This is a genomic window from Microcoleus sp. A2-C3, assembly GCF_036706065.1.
Classification (GTDB): Bacteria; Cyanobacteriota; Cyanobacteriia; order Cyanobacteriales; family Microcoleaceae; genus Microcoleus.
The window spans coordinates 1-18,508 of sequence record NZ_JAUBVX010000025.1 but is presented as its reverse complement, the minus strand read 5'-3'; the positions used below and the strand labels follow the sequence as shown (position 1 = coordinate 18,508).

Genomic DNA, 18,508 nt, shown 5'->3' with positions numbered 1-18,508 from the left:
ACACCAATGCCCTCTTCCTTCTTCCTTCTTCCTTCTTCCCTCTTCCTTCTTCTTAGAGCGACAAAAGCTTACCAATCGTGCGGTTTTCCGGGCGGAAAGTAGCCTGAGAGACACGTTGAATGTCAGCAGGAGAAACAGCCGCGATCGCATCCAACTCCTTAAACAAATTTTTCCACGAACCAGTTTTAACTTGATAATCCAGCAACGAAAATGCCATGCCCATATTAGAATTGAGCGATCGCAATAAACCAGCTCTCGCCTGAGTTTTCACCCGCTCCAACTCTGCATCAGACACCGGCTCCGTTTTTAGGCGATCGATTTCCTTGCTCAAAGCCACCGCCACCTCATCAACAGTCTTACCCGGAGCAGTTTGAGCATAAAACAACATCAAATTCGGGTATTTATCCCCCGGATAACCACTGAAACCTTGAGCAGCTAACGCCAATTGCTGTTGTTCTACCAAAGACTTATAAAGCCGAGAAGTGCGGCCACTGCTGAGCAAAGAACCAATGATTTCATAAACCGCATTGTCGGGATGATTCATCGCTGGTCTGTGGTATCCTTCCAAATACCAAGGTTGAGTTTTTAACTTCAGCGTCACTTCCTTAGTTTGCGTTTGGGGAGGCTCCACAATTTGCAATTCAGGAGGCGCTGGTTTCGCCTTGTAGCGCCCGAAATAAATTTGAGCGAGACGCTTCACCTCCGCAGCTTTCACGTCTCCTACCACCGCCACAGTCAGTTTACTAGGGATGTAGTGACTATCGAAAAAATTCTGCACCTGGCTGCGGGTGAGGTTTTTAATGTCTTCAGTGTAGCCAATTACCGGGCGACGGTAAGGATGAACAGAAAAAGCTTTGGCGGCAAAAACTTCGACCATTTGCCCGATCGCCGAATTTTCAGTTCGCAGCCTCCGTTCTTCTAGAATTACCTGTTTTTCCTTATAAAATTCCCGAAAAACTGGTTCTAGAAATCGCTCCGATTCCAGCGACATCCACAATTCTAATTTGTTAGCTGGGAGACTATAAAAATACATGGTCGAGTCGATAGAAGTGGCGGCATTTAATCCGACTCCGCCTGCTTGTTCGACTATTTTGCCGAGTTCATTGCGCTTGACAAATTGCCCAGCTTCGGCTTCAACCTTGTCAAATTCTGCTTTGAATTTGGCGATTTCTTCAGTTTTGCCGATCGCCTTCGCTGCTTGCATTTGCTCGAAGAGTTGGTCTTGTTTTTCTAGCAGCGGCTTTTCGGCTTTGTAGTCGGTAGTGCCGATTTTTGGCGTACCTTTAAAGGCTAAATGTTCGAGATAGTGGGCGACTCCGGTTTGGCCGTCGGGTTCGTTTGCCCCTCCCACATCAGCGTAAATTAGAAACGATGCTACCGGAGATCTGGGCCTTTCGAGCACGACGAATGTCATGCCATTGTCGAGCTTAAATTCCGTGACTTGCTTGATTACGCGATCGAGCGACGGTTGCACAGACACTGTTTGGGAGCCGTTAGCGGGGTTCTCGCGGGCGAGGGCGATTTGGGGGGAAAGTCCCCACCACACCAGTACAGCAGCCAGCAGGGAGGCGATAAATCGAGTTTTGCGGGGCGATTCCCTAGGGGATAGCTTCGTCGCGCGTGGTTTTTGGAACTGCGGGGTCATTCGATTTTAGATTTTAGATTTTAGATTTTGGATTGTCAAACAAAAAAATGTTTGCGCTCAATGCCAGAGACTCTTTTCTAAGGATAAAGATTTTTGGAGGCATAAGCGATCTGTTGCGCCGCAGATGTTAGGCTGATACAGCAAATCTCAAAAAGGGTCTGGGCCCGGCAAGGAGTTTTGAGTTTGGGATTAAAGTCGCGCACAACTTAAAGCGTAACATTATTTCACCCGCCCGTCCCAAACCCGCAGTTCCAAGTGAATCCACCTAAGTAAACGTAAAATACGGCTCGCTAAAAAGCTGGCTATGTATGTCTTCTTCCTTTTTCCTTCTGCCTTTTTCCTTCTTCCTTCTGCCTTCTTCCTTCTGCCTTCTGCCTTCTTCCTTCTGCCTTCTGCCTTCTGCCTTCTTCCTTCTTCCTTCTACTTAAGTCGCCAATTACCGATTGCAAAGCCATGCGAATTTTTAATCAGTCTCCTCCTTCAGAAACAGAAACCAAAAAGCGGATTTTACAAGCGGCTGTGCGGTTGTTTGCCCGCAGCGGATACGACGGTACGACAACTCGCGATTTAGCAGCGGCAGCAGGGGTGGCGGAGGGTACGCTATTTCGGCATTTTGATAATAAAAAAGCGATTTTGATTCAGGTAGCGACGGAAGGATGGGTGGAAATATTGACAGATTTGCTGACCGAATTGAGCGAGATGGGCAATTACAAAGCAGTGGCTCAGGTGATGCGCCGACGGATGCTAAATATCCGCGAGAATAGCGATATGATGCGGGTGTGTTTTTTGGAGGCGCAGTTTCACCCGGATTTGCGCGATCGCATTCAGTTGGAAGTCATCGGAAAAATGAGCGTTGTGGCTGAGGCTTTTTTTGAGACGGCGATGGAAAAAGGAGTTTATCGAAAGATGAATCCGAAGATTGTCGCTCAGGTATTTTTGGGAATGTTTGCAGTAGCCGGTTTTAGTCAAAATACGATTGGGGAACCGAATGCTTCTCCGCAAGAAATGCAGGAAATAGCCGAAGGATTAGCGGATATTTTTCTGAATGGGGTTTTAGTTAAGGATTAGTCATTAGTCATTGGTCATTAGTCATTAGTCATTGGTCATTAGTCATTAGTCATTAGTAGTTCGCGTCTTTTTTCCTTCTTTATTCTTCCATACATCCGTTACATCCGTTACAGAATCCGTTGCCGAACTTCCTTCTACTTATGGACAAAATCTTGGACTATTCTATTCGGCCGCTAATGCAGGAAGACGAACCTTTTTTGTGGCAAATGCTGTACGTCGCGGCGCACATGGCAGAAGAAGGTGAATCAACGGTGCAAGCTGTTGTGAATCATCCTTTAATTGCGAGATATGTCAAGGATTGGGGACGTGCAGACGATACGGGATTCGTAGGAATTGAATTAAACAGCAGCCAGCCCGTAGGAGCGGCCTGGCTGCGTTTATTTACAGGGGATGACAAGGGATTTGGCTGGGTAGACGATATCCCGGAATTGGCGATCGCGGTTCTTCCAGAATATACAAATCAGGGTATAGGAACGCAGTTGTTGGATCGTCTGTTGTCAGCAGCCAAAGCATCTTATCGATCGGTATCGCTGAGTGTTAGAAGCTCAAATTCGGCCCTGAATCTCTACCAGCGATCGGGATTTAAAGTAATTGAGGGAAGCGAGACAATCAACCGCACAGGAGGGACATCATTAACCCTGCAAATAGATTTTAATTGATTGAATTATTACTCGTCGTTAAACTCGTACACTTGCTGTACCCAATTCTCCCGAATTTCCTGCCATTCATCGGACAATACTTCCCAAGTTGTATTGCTTTCTAGTTCCAGCAATAAACTTGATACTTCTTCCAGAGTCGATGCTACATGACAGTCTTCTACCCAACTTTCCCGGCAAAGTTTCCAGTAATTTTGCACTGCTTCCCGCTGGATGTCTGATTCCAATTCAATTAGATATTCTGCTAGCTGTGAGGGTTCTACTGCTGCTTGCACTTCACTCATCCAACTGTCGCGACGTTCTTTCCATTCTTTCGTCACTGCTTCCCATGTGAGGTTGCTTTCAAACTCTAATAGTAACTGGTTCAGTTCTACCATATTAAATGTTTTTTGTTTGCAGTTTGTGCTAAAAGTATTATACAAACTTTTTTAATTAATGATCTTAAAAAACAATTAAAGATTGCGGCCTCGGTGAAACTACCGAATACATAACTGAATCATGAGCGATAAATTTACTTTAGATATGCTAGATATTCCCAGCGGTTGGAATCGGGGGACAGGGGACTGGATGGGAGTGGCGGCAGCTATGAAGAGAGGGGAAACTGTAGAAGTAATTCAAGAAGTTGGTTCTACTTTGTGGCAAAACAGTTTACCTGAAAAATATTCTTTGTGTTGGGAAAGCGAAAATTTGTCACCTATCAAAGGGCGAATTTGGATTAGTTTTACCCAGAGAAGATTTGCGCCGGAATCTGCTTTGCCAAAGGTTCAATGGCATCCGAGAGTGTTGTGGGTAGGGATAGGTTGCAAGGCTGGAACTTCGCGAGAATTAATCGAAGCTGCGATTCAAAATGTTTGTCGCAGTTATCATTTAGCTGAAGGTGCGATCGCAGGAATTGCTTCAATAGACACTAAAGCAGGTGAACTTGGCTTGCTGGAACTTTGTCGATCGCGAAATTGGCCATTAAAAACCTTTGCTGCTGACATTTTGAGTTCCGTAGAAGTCCCGAATCCTTCAAATCTGGTAGCAAAAGCAGTCGGCACGCCCAGCGTAGCAGAAGCGGCTGCACTTTGCGCGATCGCCCAAATTTCAACCGCCCATCAACACCAAGAAACGCAGATATCCATCAATCATCTGCGTTTATCTGCGTTTATCTGCGGTTCGCATCCCCTCTTAGTTCCGAAAAAAATATTTCGCTCGGACAAAAAACTAGGCTCTGTTACAGTAGCAGTTGCAGTTTGCCCGATCGACTATCTAGGATAATATCTTACTAATCCAAAGTACCCGTATTCACAAAACGACCAATCAGCCCAGAAACGAACGACAACACAATCGAACCGAACAAAGCAGGCCAAAAACCGTTAACCGCAAAGCCGATACTGAACGCACCCGCCAACCACGAAGCCAGGGACAGGGAAATTGCGTTCACAACAAACAAAAACAAACCTAAAGTAATAACAGTCAAAGGCAGGGTCAGCAATGTAATAATTGGTCTGACAACCGCATTCACCAATCCGATAACCACAGCAGCCACCATCGCCGCCGGAAAGCTAACCACCACAATACCTGGTACAATGTTAGCGGTAATCACCAGCGAAATTGCGGCTACTATCCAAGTTAAGAAAAAACTTAGCATATCTTGTTTTTCATCTCCATCACTATTAATTGAGATTGTAACTGTTTAGGCGATCGACCAAAGTTCGGGATACACTACAAAATACCCACCTTACGAGAATATCAGACATATGAAACTCCGGCAACTAGCAGCATTCCTCTTAGCGCTAACTATCTTCATCCTGCCGCGCGCAGCCCAAGCTCAATCTAAATATTACCCACCGCCGCTGTCCTTTAGCAACGCGGAACTGACAAGACGCGATTTTTCCGGTCAAATGCTGCGCGCCGCCGAGTTTTCTAACGCTAATATGGACTTAACTAATTTTTCTAATGCCGATTTGCGGGGAGCAATTATGAGCGCTTCGGTGATGACTGAGGCGAATTTGCACGGAGCAAATTTAACTAATGCCATGATAGATCAAATTAAATTTACTAAGGCTGATTTAAGCGATGCAATTTTAGTCGAAACAATTTTGCTGCGTTCTACTTTTGACGGAGTTAATATCACAGGCGCTGATTTTACTGATGCAATTATGGACGGCGCACAAGTTAAAGAATTGTGCACTAAAGCCAGCGGGATTAATTCTCAAACTGGGATTTCTACTCGCGATTCTCTGGGATGCCGTTGATTTATTTTCTAATCCCATAATTTTAATTTGTGGAACAGGCATCTTGCCTGTTTCGGGCGATGCTCAAAGCCCACGCCACAAGTAATAAATACACAAAATTCATGTGATTGTGGAACAGGCATCTTGCCTGTTCCCGGCGGGTTGTCCGGCCCACCCCACACCATATAGCGGTTCTAAAAAAAGTGAGGAGAGCCTCATGCCCTATGCCCTATGCCATATCCCGGAATCGTACCTGATCTTTTTGAGAAAGGCTATAACTTCCCCCGCACTTACTTGACTTATTCCCGAATCTTGTTGTATATTATTAAATAATGGGTAGTTAATTTTGTGGACACATATTCAAATTATAAAACGAGTTTATTAGTTAAATTTTTAGCTTTTCAAGCCTTTTATGAAAATAATTCCTCTGCTCACAATTAGTTTTTTAGTAGCAATTTTAGTTAGCGCGATCGCCATAATCTCAGTGCAGAACGCCGCCCCAGTCGCCTTAAGCTTTATCTTGTTTAAATCCATACAAATTCCAGTAGGATTAGTATTGGCAATCAGCATTAGTGCGGGACTGCTCGGCGGTGCACTGCTACAACCGCTGTGGAATTTTTCAGATTCCCAAGACTCGCGTCCGAAATTTCCAGCAAATCCCGAAGACTCGGACACCGTAGAATATTAAGTTAATTTTTCAAACCTTAGATGGAATAAACCTGACCGTCAATCAGCAGCCGAGTAATTCCTTTGGCTAGCAAGTAAGGTGCGGCTTTTTGCAGCAGCCTGCCATCTGGAATCTTGAAAACTCTTTGATTGCGAGTAGCAAATCGGCGGGCCACTCGGTGATTGTCAAAAACTGGTAGGGTTTTCTCGCGAATTTCCGCCGCCGGAATTTGACCGAGTTCCCCAAATGCTTTCAAAGGTCTAGTAATTAATTCTGCCGCCCGATCGACTACTAAATAGCAAATTTTGGGCAGAGACGCTTGGCTTAAAGGCAAAACTTGAATCGGCCCCTCCGCCCGCAGCTCCATCGACTCCCCCGACATCGAACCCAGCACACTCCCTTCAAACAGAGAATCTTCATCCTCTAAATCTTCGTCGAAGTCGTCATCTAAATCATCCTCATCCTCATCCTCATCGAAATCGCTAAAATCTTCACCATCAAGCATTGCCTGTAGTTCTCCAGTCACAACAGCACGGTGGCTGCGCGAGGCAATATTTTCTTGGGCATCTGGCACATCAGAAACGTCCAAATCCGACTCTAAAGTTCCTGAAATTTCGATTTCTGAGACAGGTTGGGCGGCTGATACATAACGCTTTCGGATCGTCGGCCTCGAATTGGGGGCTGATTGCGCGATGAGGAGTGACTCAGACAGGGGAGTATCTACAGGGGCGATGGAGCTGGCAGCCGACGATTCAGCAGTCGCCTCTGTTGGTTCAGAAACGCTGCTGGTGCGATCGGACGAACGCTTTTGTTTTTGCTGTACCAAAAATTCGTATTCTGACTCCGACAAAGCCCCCTGAAGGATGCGCCTCACAGTCGAACTACTCACTCCGTAGCGCTTTGCCAGAGTGATAGTATTCTCGTCCGACTGTCGGTACAGCCGCAGGAGTTCGCGTTTGTCTGAATCGGATAGTTTTGTGGGCGTCATGCCAAATTTTCCAGCAAAAAAATGTGAAAAAACGCAGGAAGTGCGATCGGCGAACTGTGATTTTTCATTTTCGATTTAAAGTTGACAGAGGCCGGCAAGGGCAAAACAGCTTTCGCGTTTCCATCTCTTGCCGAAGCAACCCCAATCTCCCATTGCTACGCGGAGCGACGAGTCCGCCTGCTCTGACGAGAACGGGTTGAGATGTCATGTTCCAAGACAGCTCCAATTCCGAACAGGATGCCACTGAAAACAAAAAAGACTTCCAGCAAACTGCCGCTTTGATAACTACCCTCAGCCTGAGTATCTCGCCATTTAAAGTACATATCTGCGATGTAAAGCGAAAAAGTTGCAGCCGCAATCATTCTCCAAGATTGGGAAAAACGTCCTCCCCAAAACGCCAGCAGCAGTGCAGTAGCAATAATCAGCAGCAAAACGTCCCCGACGATGTAAAACAAATTGATCGCATAGGCGTAAGGTGACAGTTGTTTGTCAAGTGCCATCACCCATGCGGGAGCTTTAGGTACTTCTGCTGATTCTTCTTCCGATGCAGGTTCATCAGCAGTCGCGGCCGCTCCTTTTGCCTTTGACTGGGCCGAATTGTCCAAAGCAGGCGCTTTTCCTTTGGCAGGAGTTGCTGGTGCAGATCCTGTCACTAATTCCTGAGGAGCAGCCGGAGCCATTCCTAGCTGTGTCCTCCAAGAGTCCGGTGCAGCAACCCAGATAGCTATAGCAATCCCAAAGGCTGCTATTCCGGCTAACAAACCCCACTGCCAAACTTCTAGATTCAGACGCTTGGAAGTCACAGCTACAACCATGCCTCCGATCAGCACCACATAGCTGCCCAGATAAAACGCATCTGCTGGGGACACGTCTGGATCTAACTCGAAATAGAGTTCCCAAATCCCGAACAGCACGCCGGCGATAAAATAGAAGAGCATCCCCAAACCAATGCCCAGCCAGACGTTGCGCCCGCTCGCCATCTGGGGGCATTTCCAGTTTCTGAAACAGACTAAAGACGCTCCGAGGTATGCCCCGCATTCAAAAACATAAGTGCCGATCGAGTACCAAGGCGGTAAACCATCTTCTTTTGAAAGGGGGACGCTGAACAGCAAAAAGAACAGCAGCGCCATGACAGCCCAGACAATGCCCACAATCACTAGGCTCTGAGCTGATAGTAAAGATGTAGATGTAGATGACTTTTCTGAAGTGCTACTCATAGGGATTTCACGATACCTAACTAGCGGTTGAATGCACCCCATCTCAATTTTTGATTGTAGATGAGGATTCTTTCGCCAAAGAACCTTGATCTGACGCTCCCGGAAAAACTGGCGTCTTCAGCGTGTCTTCGGGTTTTTTGCCCTCGTACACTCTCGAAAGACTAAGCAAGAATAATATCTATTTACTAATTCAAATAATTAGTTCTTAGTCGATCTTTTTCCACGTAATAGATGATAGAGATACGGTCTATGTCTTCACCATTAAGGCTTTTACCGTACCAAATTAATCTGTGAAATTATACCCTCAAATGTTGCTTTCTCTGTTTTTTGCTTTCGCACTCCCCCACTCATATCAATGATTGTGGGTGGGGACTGCGATCGAAATTTAGTTAAATTGCCAGAGTCTAGCTGGGTTCCTAACTGATTTAACAATTATGTCGCATCGATACAAGTTGGCCATCCAACCTGTATCTTCCTTGCCCCCAAAGAGTGCAATTATCTCAGATCGATTATCTACACCCAATTGTTAGAGCAATTGTCAGAGATTTTCTATCCTGCGATCCACAACTTGTTGAGGGCTGATTGTTTCAGCCAATCTAAAAACTGAGTGCGATCCTGTGCTGGCATATCTTGCAGCACATCGCTCACTCCCTCAGCAAAGTCGGTATTGCCAAAATATGATTTGCCCAAACGGTGAAGTTCTTGCAATAAGGTCTTGAGATTTTGCTCTTGCCAAGGGGGCACCTTATGATTTTGCAAGGGACTAACGGTTAGCCAATTTTTGATCGCATCAGCGGAGTCTGCCTGGGGGAAGTTTCCTTGCTGAAATACCTTGGCGATATCTTTCTGAAACGATGCGGCTTGCCTTGCGCCTAAGAGGTCTTCTACATCGAAGTAAACAGCTTGGAGGAGCAGCAGACAGCCCTGCGCGAATAGCGGTGCTTTAGCGGATTCTGTACCCGCCGGTTCTTCACCGGCAAGCTGATCTAAACGAACTTTTCCCCAGACGCTGTATCTATCCGGCTCTTCTAGCAGAACACAGGCTTTGCCTCGGTTGTCGGTTAAATCCCGCCACAAGGCTCTGGCGTCTTCTGCTTGCTTGCCGTTGAAGGCGCTGATTAGGCGAAAAGTCTGCCCCTGATAATTGAGAATGGGAATTTGTTGATCCCGTTTTGGGTGTTGAAAATTGGATATTTCAACATCCTGCCGTTTCAGAATAAACATGACACTGCGATTTGACTCCTGTCATGGCCGAGGTGCTTTGCTTTTGAAGCTCTCCAGGCTTTTAGGCTTGGGGATGCTTGATTCGACAAGTCCGCTTAAATTAGCAGGATTGCCCTCCTCAAGCGTTCCGATACTTTTTTGTTAACAAATGCTAACAAATATCTAAGCTGAGATTGTCTCTCAACCCTGGCATATAAACTAATGCAACAAGGAAATTCCCCCGCGCACAACTTACGACTGCTGTACTGGCAACGCTTGATTTTCGAGGTCGTGCCGATCGGGCGATTGACTGTTTTGCTTTGATGCCGTAGAGGAAGCTTATATATAGGCTCCGTACCATCAGGGATTCTCACCTGAGTCTTTCAATCCTAGTTCTACCACATTTTTATCAAATATCAAGTCGAGCAGAATGTTGGCAAACATCACTCAACATCAGCAAGTTAGTCACGCTGGCGTCAACTCATGCCTAAAATCAGGGGATCTCTGGTTTTTCGATAATGCGGCCTGCGTTTTAGGATTGGCAACTATCGAATGTTAACAATTGTGCTGTTTGCAAGTGAGTCCCTCCAGCTTGTGTGAATTGCTATCCTCAACCCACGGGCCATCACCAGGGTGTTCACTCCCGATCGCGCCGCGCTCCACATCATAGTTTTTTTAGATAGAACCGTTTCTGTGTAAGTCAAAAAAAATTTACTTGCTCGATCGCACACTTCACCGATACAATCATATTGTTAACGATTTTTTAAGTTGGGTGCGTAACTCAGTTGGATAGAGTAGCTGCCTTCTAAGCAGCGAGCCGCAGGTTCAAGTCCTGCCGTACCCATTAACAAAACCCAATAGCATCAATGGTTTGAGCCTGATCCGCTGCGGATTTGTTGCCGATGCCCGAATCCGCAACCAAGTCAAATCTGCCCAGAAGCGTCGCCTGCTTTCGCGGCTGCCAATCTTCCCGCTTCCGGGCGATCGACACTCCCGCCCATCTGAGTAGATGTTTGAGACAACCGATGTGGTATCATAAAAAGTCTGTTGTGTCAATAGCCCAGAAGTTAAAACCGCAGCAGCCGGTTGTGGGCCGAGTAGCCCTCAGAGGTTATCCTTAGTGATCGGGCTAGTTTCGGACAAGTTTGGATAATGCTCCCAGCAATTTTATTTCACATACCCCAAAATTTAATGTTATTACTCGACCGCAGCGCGATCGGCCAATTACAGCCGGTATTGGCGCAAGCAACCGGACTCCCGATAATTGCATCGGAAAATACCGCAACAATTGCGCTGTTATTGGTTGCTGTGGGAATTCTGGGTTGGGGATTTTATCGCGCCAGACCTTTTGGCAAACTGGGAATTTTGGCTTGGTTGCAGTCAGTGGTGCTGATGAGTCCCTGGCTACTATTCTTTGGTTTGTTCGCAGCGGGGATTTACCTCAATTTAGTTGCGGTATTGTTGCTGCTGGTGGCATCCACGGGATTGTACATTTATCTCGGCCGGCAATTGCGTAAGGCGGCAGCCGATGCAGTGCTGGACTCGCGCCCCGCTCCTGCTGAGCTAAAGTCCCAAAGCGATGGAACCTCCCAGCCAAACGAACAGCCGGTACCAGCGAAAGAAACAATTAAGATCGTCACATCGCGTGCAACTAATGAATTAGAAATAATTCCCGTTCCAGTTGAAGATCTTAAGGCAATTCAAGGCATCTTTGGCATCGATACTTTCTTTGCTACAGAAACGATTCCCTATCAAGATGGCGTAATCTTGAAAGGCAATCTCCGGGGAGACTCTGAACAAGTACACTCGCGTTTGACGGCAAGTTTGCAAGAAAGATTGAACGATCGCTACCGCCTGTTTTTAGTAGAAAATCAGGACGACAAGCCGGTAGTTATTATCTTACCCAGCACCAACGACCCGCAGCCAACTACCGTATCTCAAAAAATTCTCGCAGTCGTGCTGTTACTCGCAACAATTGCTACTAGCTTGGAAACAGGCGGTTTGCTGCTGGGTTTCGATTTCTTTGACTCGCCTGGTAGATATCTAGAAGTTCTGCCAATTGCGATCGGAATTTGGGCGGTTTTAGGCTCAGGCGAAATTGCTCGCCGAGTGCTAGCAAATCAGTACAAGGTGGGCTTGAGTTGGCCGTTTTTTATACCAACATTCCAGATAGGTTGTTTTGGGGCGATCGATCGTTTTGAGTCGCTGCTTCCCAACCGTAAAGTTTTGTTTGACATTGCTTTTGCCGGGTCAGCCGCTGGGGGAATAATTTCTCTGCTAATGCTGGTAACGGGTTTGCTACTTTCTCACCCCGGTAGCTTGTTTCAAATTCCCGCAGAATATTTTAAGGGCTCGGTTTTGGTGGGAACTTTGGCAAAAGTGGTTTTGGGTTCTGCCTTGCAGCAGCAGATTGTTGATGTTCATCCGCTGGTAGTTATCGGTTGGTTGGGCTTGGTAATCACGGCGATTAATTTGATGCCGGCGGGACAGTTGGACGGGGGTAGAATCGTGCAAGCAATCTACGGCAGGAAAATTGCCAGTCGCGCTACTTTGGCGACATTTGTGGTGCTGGCGATCGCTTCTTTAGTTAATCCTTTAGCTCTGTATTGGGCGATCGTGATTCTGATTTTACAACGGAATCTGGAGAGGCCGAGCCTCAACGAGCTGACTGAACCTGACGACGCTCGCGCAGCTTTGGGTTTGTTGGCTTTGTTCTTGATGATTTCTGTACTCTTGCCCTTGACTCCGGCTTTAGCTGGGCGTTTAGGAATTGGCAACTAATCATCAGACCATTGGTGGGCTGGGTGCGCCCAAGCGCACCCCAGATATTTATCAATTGACCCAATAGAAAAGCTCGGAATTTGTTTAAACTTAATTTAGCAAGTAAAAATCACTTATGTAAGCACTAGGCTAAAGTTATGGCTAATCAACTTCCTCCTGTATTTGTAACTTTTGATGCGGATCTTTTGATGGCTGGCAGAACCCAAGTGTGGCAAGAATATGCCAAGGTGGGAAGTTGCTATCTCCCAGAAGTAGTGTATGACGAAATAGATTATTTGACAGGGAAAGCGGTAGAAAAAGCTCAAGAGCAAGTGGCTAGGGAGTTTATGCGCTTTTTTGCAGACAGTGGGTGGATTGTGACTGATGCTCAAGAAACGCATCGGGCCCTAGAACCCTCGATTAAAAATCAAAGCGCACAAGCAATGCTGGTTGTAGCTACAGCTCAGTGCGTTTACGGTTTGGCTCAGGAACACCCCGATGCACTGGTGATTTTTGTGTCCAACAGTCAGCCTCTGCTGAAGCGGATAGCTTCTGTGGGGGCTGCGAATCTTTGCGGTATTACTGCGGCGATGCTGTTAAATTGGGCGAGGAAAGGGGAACGCCCGCCGGCGGCGACTCAGCAATTGCAAAGTTTGATGCGAACTTTAGCCGATCGGCAATCAAGTCAGCGCTCTAATAGTAGAATTCAAAATGCTGGTGTTGGCAAAACCGGGACATCTACTAGCAAGTTCACGATGCGTGGCGATTCCGAGTTGAAGTCGGCCAGCAATTCTACTAAAACTAATCACACGGGTTTGAGTGGGAGCCCTCGTGCGAGTTCGCGCGCCAAAAAGCCGATACCCAGTCGCGAGGAGTCCAGAGATTACGAGCCGGCTGTATATCGCATCAAACATATTACGGCTCCGAAAAAAAGGGACAGCGGTTTTCTCTCTAATGCGTTTAATTTTTTGGGAGCGTTATTTTTCTTGACAGTAGCGGTGGGTATTTTGTGGCGAGTGTTCGATGTTAGGGGTTTTAGAAAGACTTTTGTGCCGGCTCTACCGTCGCCTGTGCGAGAGTTTGTTAAGTCGATCGACCCTAAATAAGAGAGAGGGACAGGAGTTGAATTGGAACGAAATAATTAGTGGATTGGCCTTAGCTTTGGCGGGTTTTGCTTATGCTACATTCTTTTATGTAGTTCTTCCCATCAGATATTACGATTCTGGGACATCCGTTTGGGCCATAGGAATTGCGATCGCCCTTACTGTAGCAATGAATTGGCTACTATCTGAATCATTGCTGACTGGGTGGAGTTGGGTAGCTGCATTATTTGGTTTTCAGATACCGCTGATGATTTTTTGTAGCCTATTTTTGGGAGATGGGCTGTACCTGCCAAGTTTATTATTTTTCGGAACTATGGTAGTGGGAGTTGCGAGCGTTTATACCAATTTTTCGCAACAAAAAATACTGTTAATTGTGAGTTTATGTACGGTATTTTTCCTAGCTTCAATGTACTTATCTTTGATTGGTGGCTATGTGCTTAGAGGCAAAAATCCGTTTCAGGGTTCTTCAAAGCAGATGCAGCCGCTGTTGAATCAAAGAGTAGAAATTCGCACCGACGATCCGAAACAATTGCAGTTGAATGGTAAAACGGGCGAACTCACTCAGATCGATCGCTACGAAGTGACAGTCAAGCTCGATGATGATAAAATATTCTGGCCTTACGTCCAAGTTTGGTGGCAGGATGTTAAGGCGGCTAACTAACAAAAATCCTCAGAATTGTTCATTTCGATCCCCGAATTCGGTCAAATAATTTTAATAAACCCGCACTGACTAAGCCTCCTGCAATTCCCAGAAGCAGACTCAACACGAGAACTTGATTCGCAGACATGGGATTTTCTGGGCTAGCGGGGCTTTTGATTTGGCTGGCGTAGATGCTGGCGGCGACTCCGCTGGTGCCAATGCCCACGCCCACTGTACCAATGGTAAAGTTTAAAGTGCGATCGCCCTTAGCCCTCTCAATCTCGATAATCCCCTCTACAGTCTCGATCGCATTTTCCAACAACCGCAATCCCGCACTCAAACTTCTATTATCCGCTTTAACTTGCGTGACATACTTTTCTTCAGCAAAATCGCTGAAATTCGTCATAAAATCTAACTCATTTTCTGGCTTTTCCATTCTCTTGGCTATTGTTTTTAGCCGTTTCTTATAGTTATTTAGATTAGTTTTAATTGTATTTTCTTGTTCTTCCAATCGACTAATATAATTAGCATAAATCGAGAAAATTGTCAAGCAATAAACCAGATTTTCCTGCAATTGTTTCAGGTCAACTTTAGCAGCATTGACTTGTTCTGGCAGTTGGCTGACTATTTCTTGAATCTTCCGGGAAGCATCCTTGAGATCCGACTTAAGTTGGCGGCTTTGGTGGTAAGCCCAAATCACTTTATTGCGGTATCCAAATAATCGGATAAACTGCGGATAAAGTTTAGTCATTGTTTGGCGAGTAGTGGGAATTGATGCCTCGCCACTGTTAGGAAACAAGCAAATTAAAACATGATAATTTTGGCTGATATTGCCTCTATCTCCCGGAGGTAGCCACAATTCATAAAAATTTGCCCCGAAAAATTGCCCTGATGCTTTTAAATCCAGATCCCATTTAGCAGTCGGGACTAACTTAAGTTGGTCGTAGCAATTTTTTGCAGTTTCTAAAGCATATTGGCCGCTAGTCAATTCACCCCAAACTAGCCAACTTTGACCGATAGTAGCAGGTTGATTGAAGCGCGAGATGATTGTTGATTTCAGCCATTCTAAATCGATTTCTTTCGGTGCAAATTTCTTATCGCTGTCGGGTTCTATTTTGCCGGATAAGTCAAACTGCACCGCATAAGTATCGCCGAATTTGACAGGATAAGCATAGCCATCGAGGGGAGACTCAAATGCTGCTACTTTTTTGTTACCGAGTAAATCGATGTAATCACCGGTTTCGGTTTCAGCTTGTTCGAGTTGTTCTAGCTGTGGCTGCGAGAGTTTGTCGCCATAGATTTTTTGCCAAAACTGCTGGCGGTTTTGGCTGATTTTGTCCTCAGTTTGTCCGATACCATCGGCTAAATCGTAGACAAATAAATCGACGGTAGGGTAAATCAGCCAATTTTCGTTAGTCATGGGCGAAACTGTTTGCTATTGACGATAAAATTGTATCGCGACTTGCTTGCACCGAATCCCCAGCTTGCAAGATTTTTCCGAGAATTTTTCGTAACCCTCGCGGCTTAACTTTGGTGTCGATTTTTTCGATGATTTTTGGTAAATTTGTTAAATCGCTGATATCGCTGGCGACGTTACTAATTTCGGGGTTCGTAGTGTTTTCTTTTTCAAATTCACTATCGGGTAAAACATCTAATCCTTTGCTACGTTCACTGCTATGATATATCAACCAATTATGAGTCTCTTCATAAGCAGCTAGCAGAGGGGGATGCAATTCGGCAAGTCTTTCGATATCGACAATTGTGAAAGTTTCATCAATATTATTAAACTCTGATTGAACTGCTGCGGGTAGCGGTTCTGTTTGTTGGAGTACCGCGCCAATAAAAGCTGTGAAAATATCGTCATTATTGTTTTTCATCATAATCCCGTTAGAGTGAAGGCTGCCCAGTAATACGGATGTTGATAAGGTTGGTCTAATTCCATTTTAGCCAAGTTTTGCCGATTGCTTTTAAAGAATCGGCGCAGGCTAACTTCATCTTCAGAAAGTTCGCTGCTGTTTTCGGAAATCTTGTCAATTTCCCGCTGACACCAAGTGGCTAAATCTTCACCTGTGGCTGATTGCAGCCATTTTTGAGAATTTGCTAAAGCGACGGGTAGGGAATCGCCACCTTCTCGCCACCGTCGGTAAAAGTCTATCATTAATAACGTACTCGCCCCGGATTCGACTGGCCACAGGGTACTGACGACACAGCCAACTCCCGCGCACATGAAACCGCTGATTAATCCTACATATTCGGCGAGAATTGTTTGTTTGTCTGTGACGGCGGTTTCGCAGGCGGAAAGGCAGATTAATTTGTAGTTACTGAGGTTGAGTTGGATGATTTCTTTAACTGTTAATCGGTGAGTATCGCTTAAGTATAAAGTTGATTGTTGAGGATTGTCAAAATCATAGCTACCGTGTCCGGTAAAGTGAAAAATGTTGTGGGGCTGTGGCAATAATTTGGTGACTTCATCGAGGGTAGCTTTGTCTTCTCCCCGTCGGGTAGGGTTGGGAAACATTCGGCAAATGATTTCGGATTCTATTTCGGCGGCAGGTAAAGGAAGCAATTTTTTTCGTTTGCCATTTTCATCAATAATTATACTGTCGGGATTTTCAATACTGAGGATAGAGTTTTTATCGTTTATAGCCGAGGCCAGATCCCCCCTAGCCCCCCTTAAGAAGGGGGGGACAAGAGTGTTCAAAGTCTCCATTGTGCCGGGGGAGACAGGAGTGTTTAAAATCCCCGTTGTGTCGGGAGAAACCGGAGTGTTCAAAGTCCCCCTTCTTAAGGGGGATTTAGGGGGATCTGAACTTGGAGATAAGCGAGAAATTTCGGAATTCAACCGATGTTTCAAATTCAGTCCAAATTGAGCGCTAGGCAAATAGGTAATCACAAAATCACTGCTAAATAAAGCATGAATTGGGAACCGGTGCAAGTCGCGGTGAGGAATCAGAATTAAGTTGGTAATGCCGTTTAATTTTAATTGCTGTTCGATGTTGGCCATCTGCAAAATTTCCTTGAGGCGTGCAAATTTACTGGGCATTTCGGCGCGCCAAGGATGATTTTGTTTATTGGCTTTATCCTGGGATTTATCTTGATAATCGGCATATTGTTGATTCCAATCTTTTACCCATGCTTCAAATTCATCTGGGGAATTGCTAAAACAATCTTCTGGCGACAGCAAGCCATCGGATTTAATGATGAATGTTGTTAATGCTGCATCGCTGAGATGCCAGTAAATGGCGCAGGTTTCGGGATTGAGAAGTTGCTGAATTTGAGCGTGAGTTACTTTCTCTTCTGTTTGTTCTTGGTAATCGGGGATTGATAAGGCTTTTAGCAGCCAAGACAGGCAGACATTTTTATCTTGTTCTGCTGTTTCTAATGCTTCGGTTAATTTGCCAGACTGAAACAAAATATTTACGGTTAATTGTTTAAATCTAACCAATTTGTCGGCGAGTTGTTTTTCGCTGAGTTGGGAATAGTTTTTATCTGTTAGTAAGCGATGCAATAAGTCGGTTGCATCTCGTCGTATTTTATTCGCTGCTTCAAGTTCCTTTAAGCCGACTAAGGTTTTGATTAAAGCCTGCAAGACTTCTAGGTGCGGTTCGAGGAAAGCTTCTTTAGTTAAAGTTTTGAGTGCTGCTTTGTAGTTGGTGGTGGCTTTACTCCAATAGGTGTAATAATAATTGAGTTTACCTCGGTTGTAGTGAGCATTTCCTAGTGCTTGATGCAGTTCTCCATATCCTTCGGGGTGGGGTTTTTCTTGGCAATACTCCAAGCCTGCTTTTAATGTGAATATTTGCCCTTCATAGCCACGTCGATTTAGGTTGGGATTTGAAATATTTCGAGTTACTGGTGGAGAAGCAGGGAATTGTAGCTGCAACATTTCATAAATAAAGTGATTATATGTAGATGCGTTTCTGACGGCAATACTTCGATTAATCCAGGCTTCGTGTTTATCTGGTTTGATTTCTAAAGCTTTGTCGTAGGATGCGATCGCCTCTTCAAACCTTCCTAAATTACGCAGTGCAATGCCGCGTATGAACCAGGTTGCATGATAATCTGGTTTGATTTCTAAAGCTTTGTCGTAGGATGCGATCGCCTTTTCTAACATTCCTAAATTAACCAGTACATTGCCCCGTATGAACCAGGCTGCGTGATAGTCTGGTTTGAATTCTAAAGATTTGTCGTAGGATGCGATCGCCTCTTCTAATTTTCCTAAATCACCCAGTACATTGCCCCGTATGAACCAGATACTGTGGTCATCTGGTTTGAATTCTAAAGATTTGTCGTAGGATGCGATCGCCTCTTCTAATTTTCCTAAATCACCCAGTACATTGCC

18 protein-coding genes and 1 tRNA gene are annotated in these 18,508 nt (G+C 45.4%); 9 read left to right on the top strand and 10 right to left on the bottom strand.

The genetic code is table 11. The features are described from left to right. Nucleotides 1-52 precede the first annotated feature (52 nt). Entirely contained in the window at nt 53-1,645 is a 1,593-nt protein-coding gene (locus tag QUB66_RS15310; protein WP_332966099.1) for a M16 family metallopeptidase, read from the bottom strand. A gap of 302 nt (nt 1,646-1,947) precedes the next feature. Then, nucleotides 1,948-2,100: a hypothetical protein gene (locus QUB66_RS15305; RefSeq protein WP_332966097.1), complete on the bottom strand. Its 153-nt coding sequence runs from the start codon at nt 2,098-2,100 to the stop codon at nt 1,948-1,950. Here QUB66_RS15305 and QUB66_RS15300 point away from each other — a divergent pair. Then, a complete protein-coding gene (locus QUB66_RS15300) occupies nt 2,099-2,713 on the top strand; it encodes a TetR/AcrR family transcriptional regulator (RefSeq protein WP_265237905.1) in 615 nt (204 codons plus the stop codon). The genes QUB66_RS15305 and QUB66_RS15300 overlap by 2 nt on opposite strands. Before the next feature lie 152 nt (nt 2,714-2,865). Then, nucleotides 2,866-3,372, top strand: coding sequence for a GNAT family N-acetyltransferase (locus QUB66_RS15295; RefSeq protein WP_332971248.1), 507 nt, complete (start codon nt 2,866-2,868; stop codon nt 3,370-3,372). A gap of 8 nt (nt 3,373-3,380) precedes the next feature. Here QUB66_RS15295 and QUB66_RS15290 read toward each other — a convergent pair whose 3' ends face one another. After that, the gene (locus tag QUB66_RS15290) at nt 3,381-3,746 is read right to left on the bottom strand and encodes a hypothetical protein (protein ID WP_265237908.1); all 366 of its coding nucleotides are present in this window, start codon (nt 3,744-3,746) and stop codon (nt 3,381-3,383) included. Nucleotides 3,747-3,867: 121 nt separating this feature from the next. Here QUB66_RS15290 and QUB66_RS15285 point away from each other — a divergent pair, with 121 nt between their 5' ends. After that, complete coding sequence (locus QUB66_RS15285) at nt 3,868-4,629, top strand: cobalamin biosynthesis protein (RefSeq protein WP_265237909.1); 762 nt, start codon at nt 3,868-3,870, stop codon at nt 4,627-4,629. A gap of 7 nt (nt 4,630-4,636) precedes the next feature. Here the strand turns inward: QUB66_RS15285 and QUB66_RS15280 are convergent, their stop codons facing one another. After that, nucleotides 4,637-5,002, bottom strand: coding sequence for a phage holin family protein (locus QUB66_RS15280; RefSeq protein WP_265237910.1), 366 nt, complete (start codon nt 5,000-5,002; stop codon nt 4,637-4,639). 109 nt (nt 5,003-5,111) lie between these two features. Here QUB66_RS15280 and QUB66_RS15275 point away from each other — a divergent pair, with 109 nt between their 5' ends. Together QUB66_RS15275 and QUB66_RS15270 are read left to right on the top strand one after the other, a co-directional pair. Beyond that, a complete protein-coding gene (locus QUB66_RS15275; protein ID WP_265237911.1) occupies nt 5,112-5,609 on the top strand; it encodes a pentapeptide repeat-containing protein in 498 nt (165 codons plus the stop codon). 391 nt (nt 5,610-6,000) lie between these two features. Then, nucleotides 6,001-6,276: a LapA family protein gene (locus tag QUB66_RS15270; protein WP_332966096.1), complete on the top strand. Its 276-nt coding sequence runs from the start codon at nt 6,001-6,003 to the stop codon at nt 6,274-6,276. 16 nt (nt 6,277-6,292) lie between these two features. On the opposite strand, the gene QUB66_RS15265 is transcribed toward QUB66_RS15270, so the two are convergent. From QUB66_RS15265 to QUB66_RS15255, 3 genes are all read right to left on the bottom strand, one after another. Beyond that, a complete protein-coding gene (locus tag QUB66_RS15265; protein WP_332966095.1) occupies nt 6,293-7,243 on the bottom strand; it encodes a hypothetical protein in 951 nt (316 codons plus the stop codon). Nucleotides 7,244-7,398: 155 nt separating this feature from the next. After that, a complete protein-coding gene (locus QUB66_RS15260) occupies nt 7,399-8,460 on the bottom strand; it encodes a hypothetical protein (protein WP_265237917.1) in 1,062 nt (353 codons plus the stop codon). A 549-nt stretch (nt 8,461-9,009) separates the two neighbouring features. Further along, a complete protein-coding gene (locus tag QUB66_RS15255; protein ID WP_265237918.1) occupies nt 9,010-9,684 on the bottom strand; it encodes an Npun_F0813 family protein in 675 nt (224 codons plus the stop codon). Between the two features lie 749 nt (nt 9,685-10,433). Here QUB66_RS15255 and QUB66_RS15250 point away from each other — a divergent pair. The 4 genes from QUB66_RS15250 to QUB66_RS15235 all read left to right on the top strand — a co-directional run bounded on the left by QUB66_RS15250 (nt 10,434) and on the right by QUB66_RS15235 (nt 14,187). Next, a tRNA-Arg gene (locus tag QUB66_RS15250) sits at nt 10,434-10,507 on the top strand. Between the two features lie 308 nt (nt 10,508-10,815). Further along, complete coding sequence (locus QUB66_RS15245) at nt 10,816-12,444, top strand: site-2 protease family protein (protein WP_332966094.1); 1,629 nt, start codon at nt 10,816-10,818, stop codon at nt 12,442-12,444. Nucleotides 12,445-12,581: 137 nt separating this feature from the next. After that, on the top strand, nt 12,582-13,529 hold the full coding sequence (locus QUB66_RS15240) for a PIN domain-containing protein (protein WP_332966092.1): 948 nt from the start codon (nt 12,582-12,584) through the stop codon (nt 13,527-13,529). 16 nt (nt 13,530-13,545) lie between these two features. Next, complete coding sequence (locus QUB66_RS15235) at nt 13,546-14,187, top strand: hypothetical protein (protein WP_265237922.1); 642 nt, start codon at nt 13,546-13,548, stop codon at nt 14,185-14,187. 19 nt (nt 14,188-14,206) lie between these two features. Here the strand turns inward: QUB66_RS15235 and QUB66_RS15230 are convergent, their stop codons facing one another. The 3 genes from QUB66_RS15230 to QUB66_RS15220 form a co-directional block, all read right to left on the bottom strand. Then, nucleotides 14,207-15,586 carry a hypothetical protein gene (locus QUB66_RS15230; protein ID WP_332966090.1) on the bottom strand — a complete coding sequence of 460 codons (1,380 nt, stop codon included), beginning with the start codon at nt 15,584-15,586 and terminating at the stop codon, nt 14,207-14,209. Next, nucleotides 15,579-16,046 (bottom strand): hypothetical protein, encoded by a 468-nt coding sequence (locus QUB66_RS15225; RefSeq protein ID WP_332966088.1) that lies wholly within the window; start codon nt 16,044-16,046, stop codon nt 15,579-15,581. The genes QUB66_RS15230 and QUB66_RS15225 overlap by 8 nt, the downstream gene beginning before the upstream one ends. Next, nucleotides 16,043-18,508, bottom strand: a 2,466-nt coding sequence (locus tag QUB66_RS15220) for a CHAT domain-containing protein (protein ID WP_332966087.1), incomplete at its 5' end; no start/stop codon positions are given. The genes QUB66_RS15225 and QUB66_RS15220, both read right to left, overlap by 4 nt.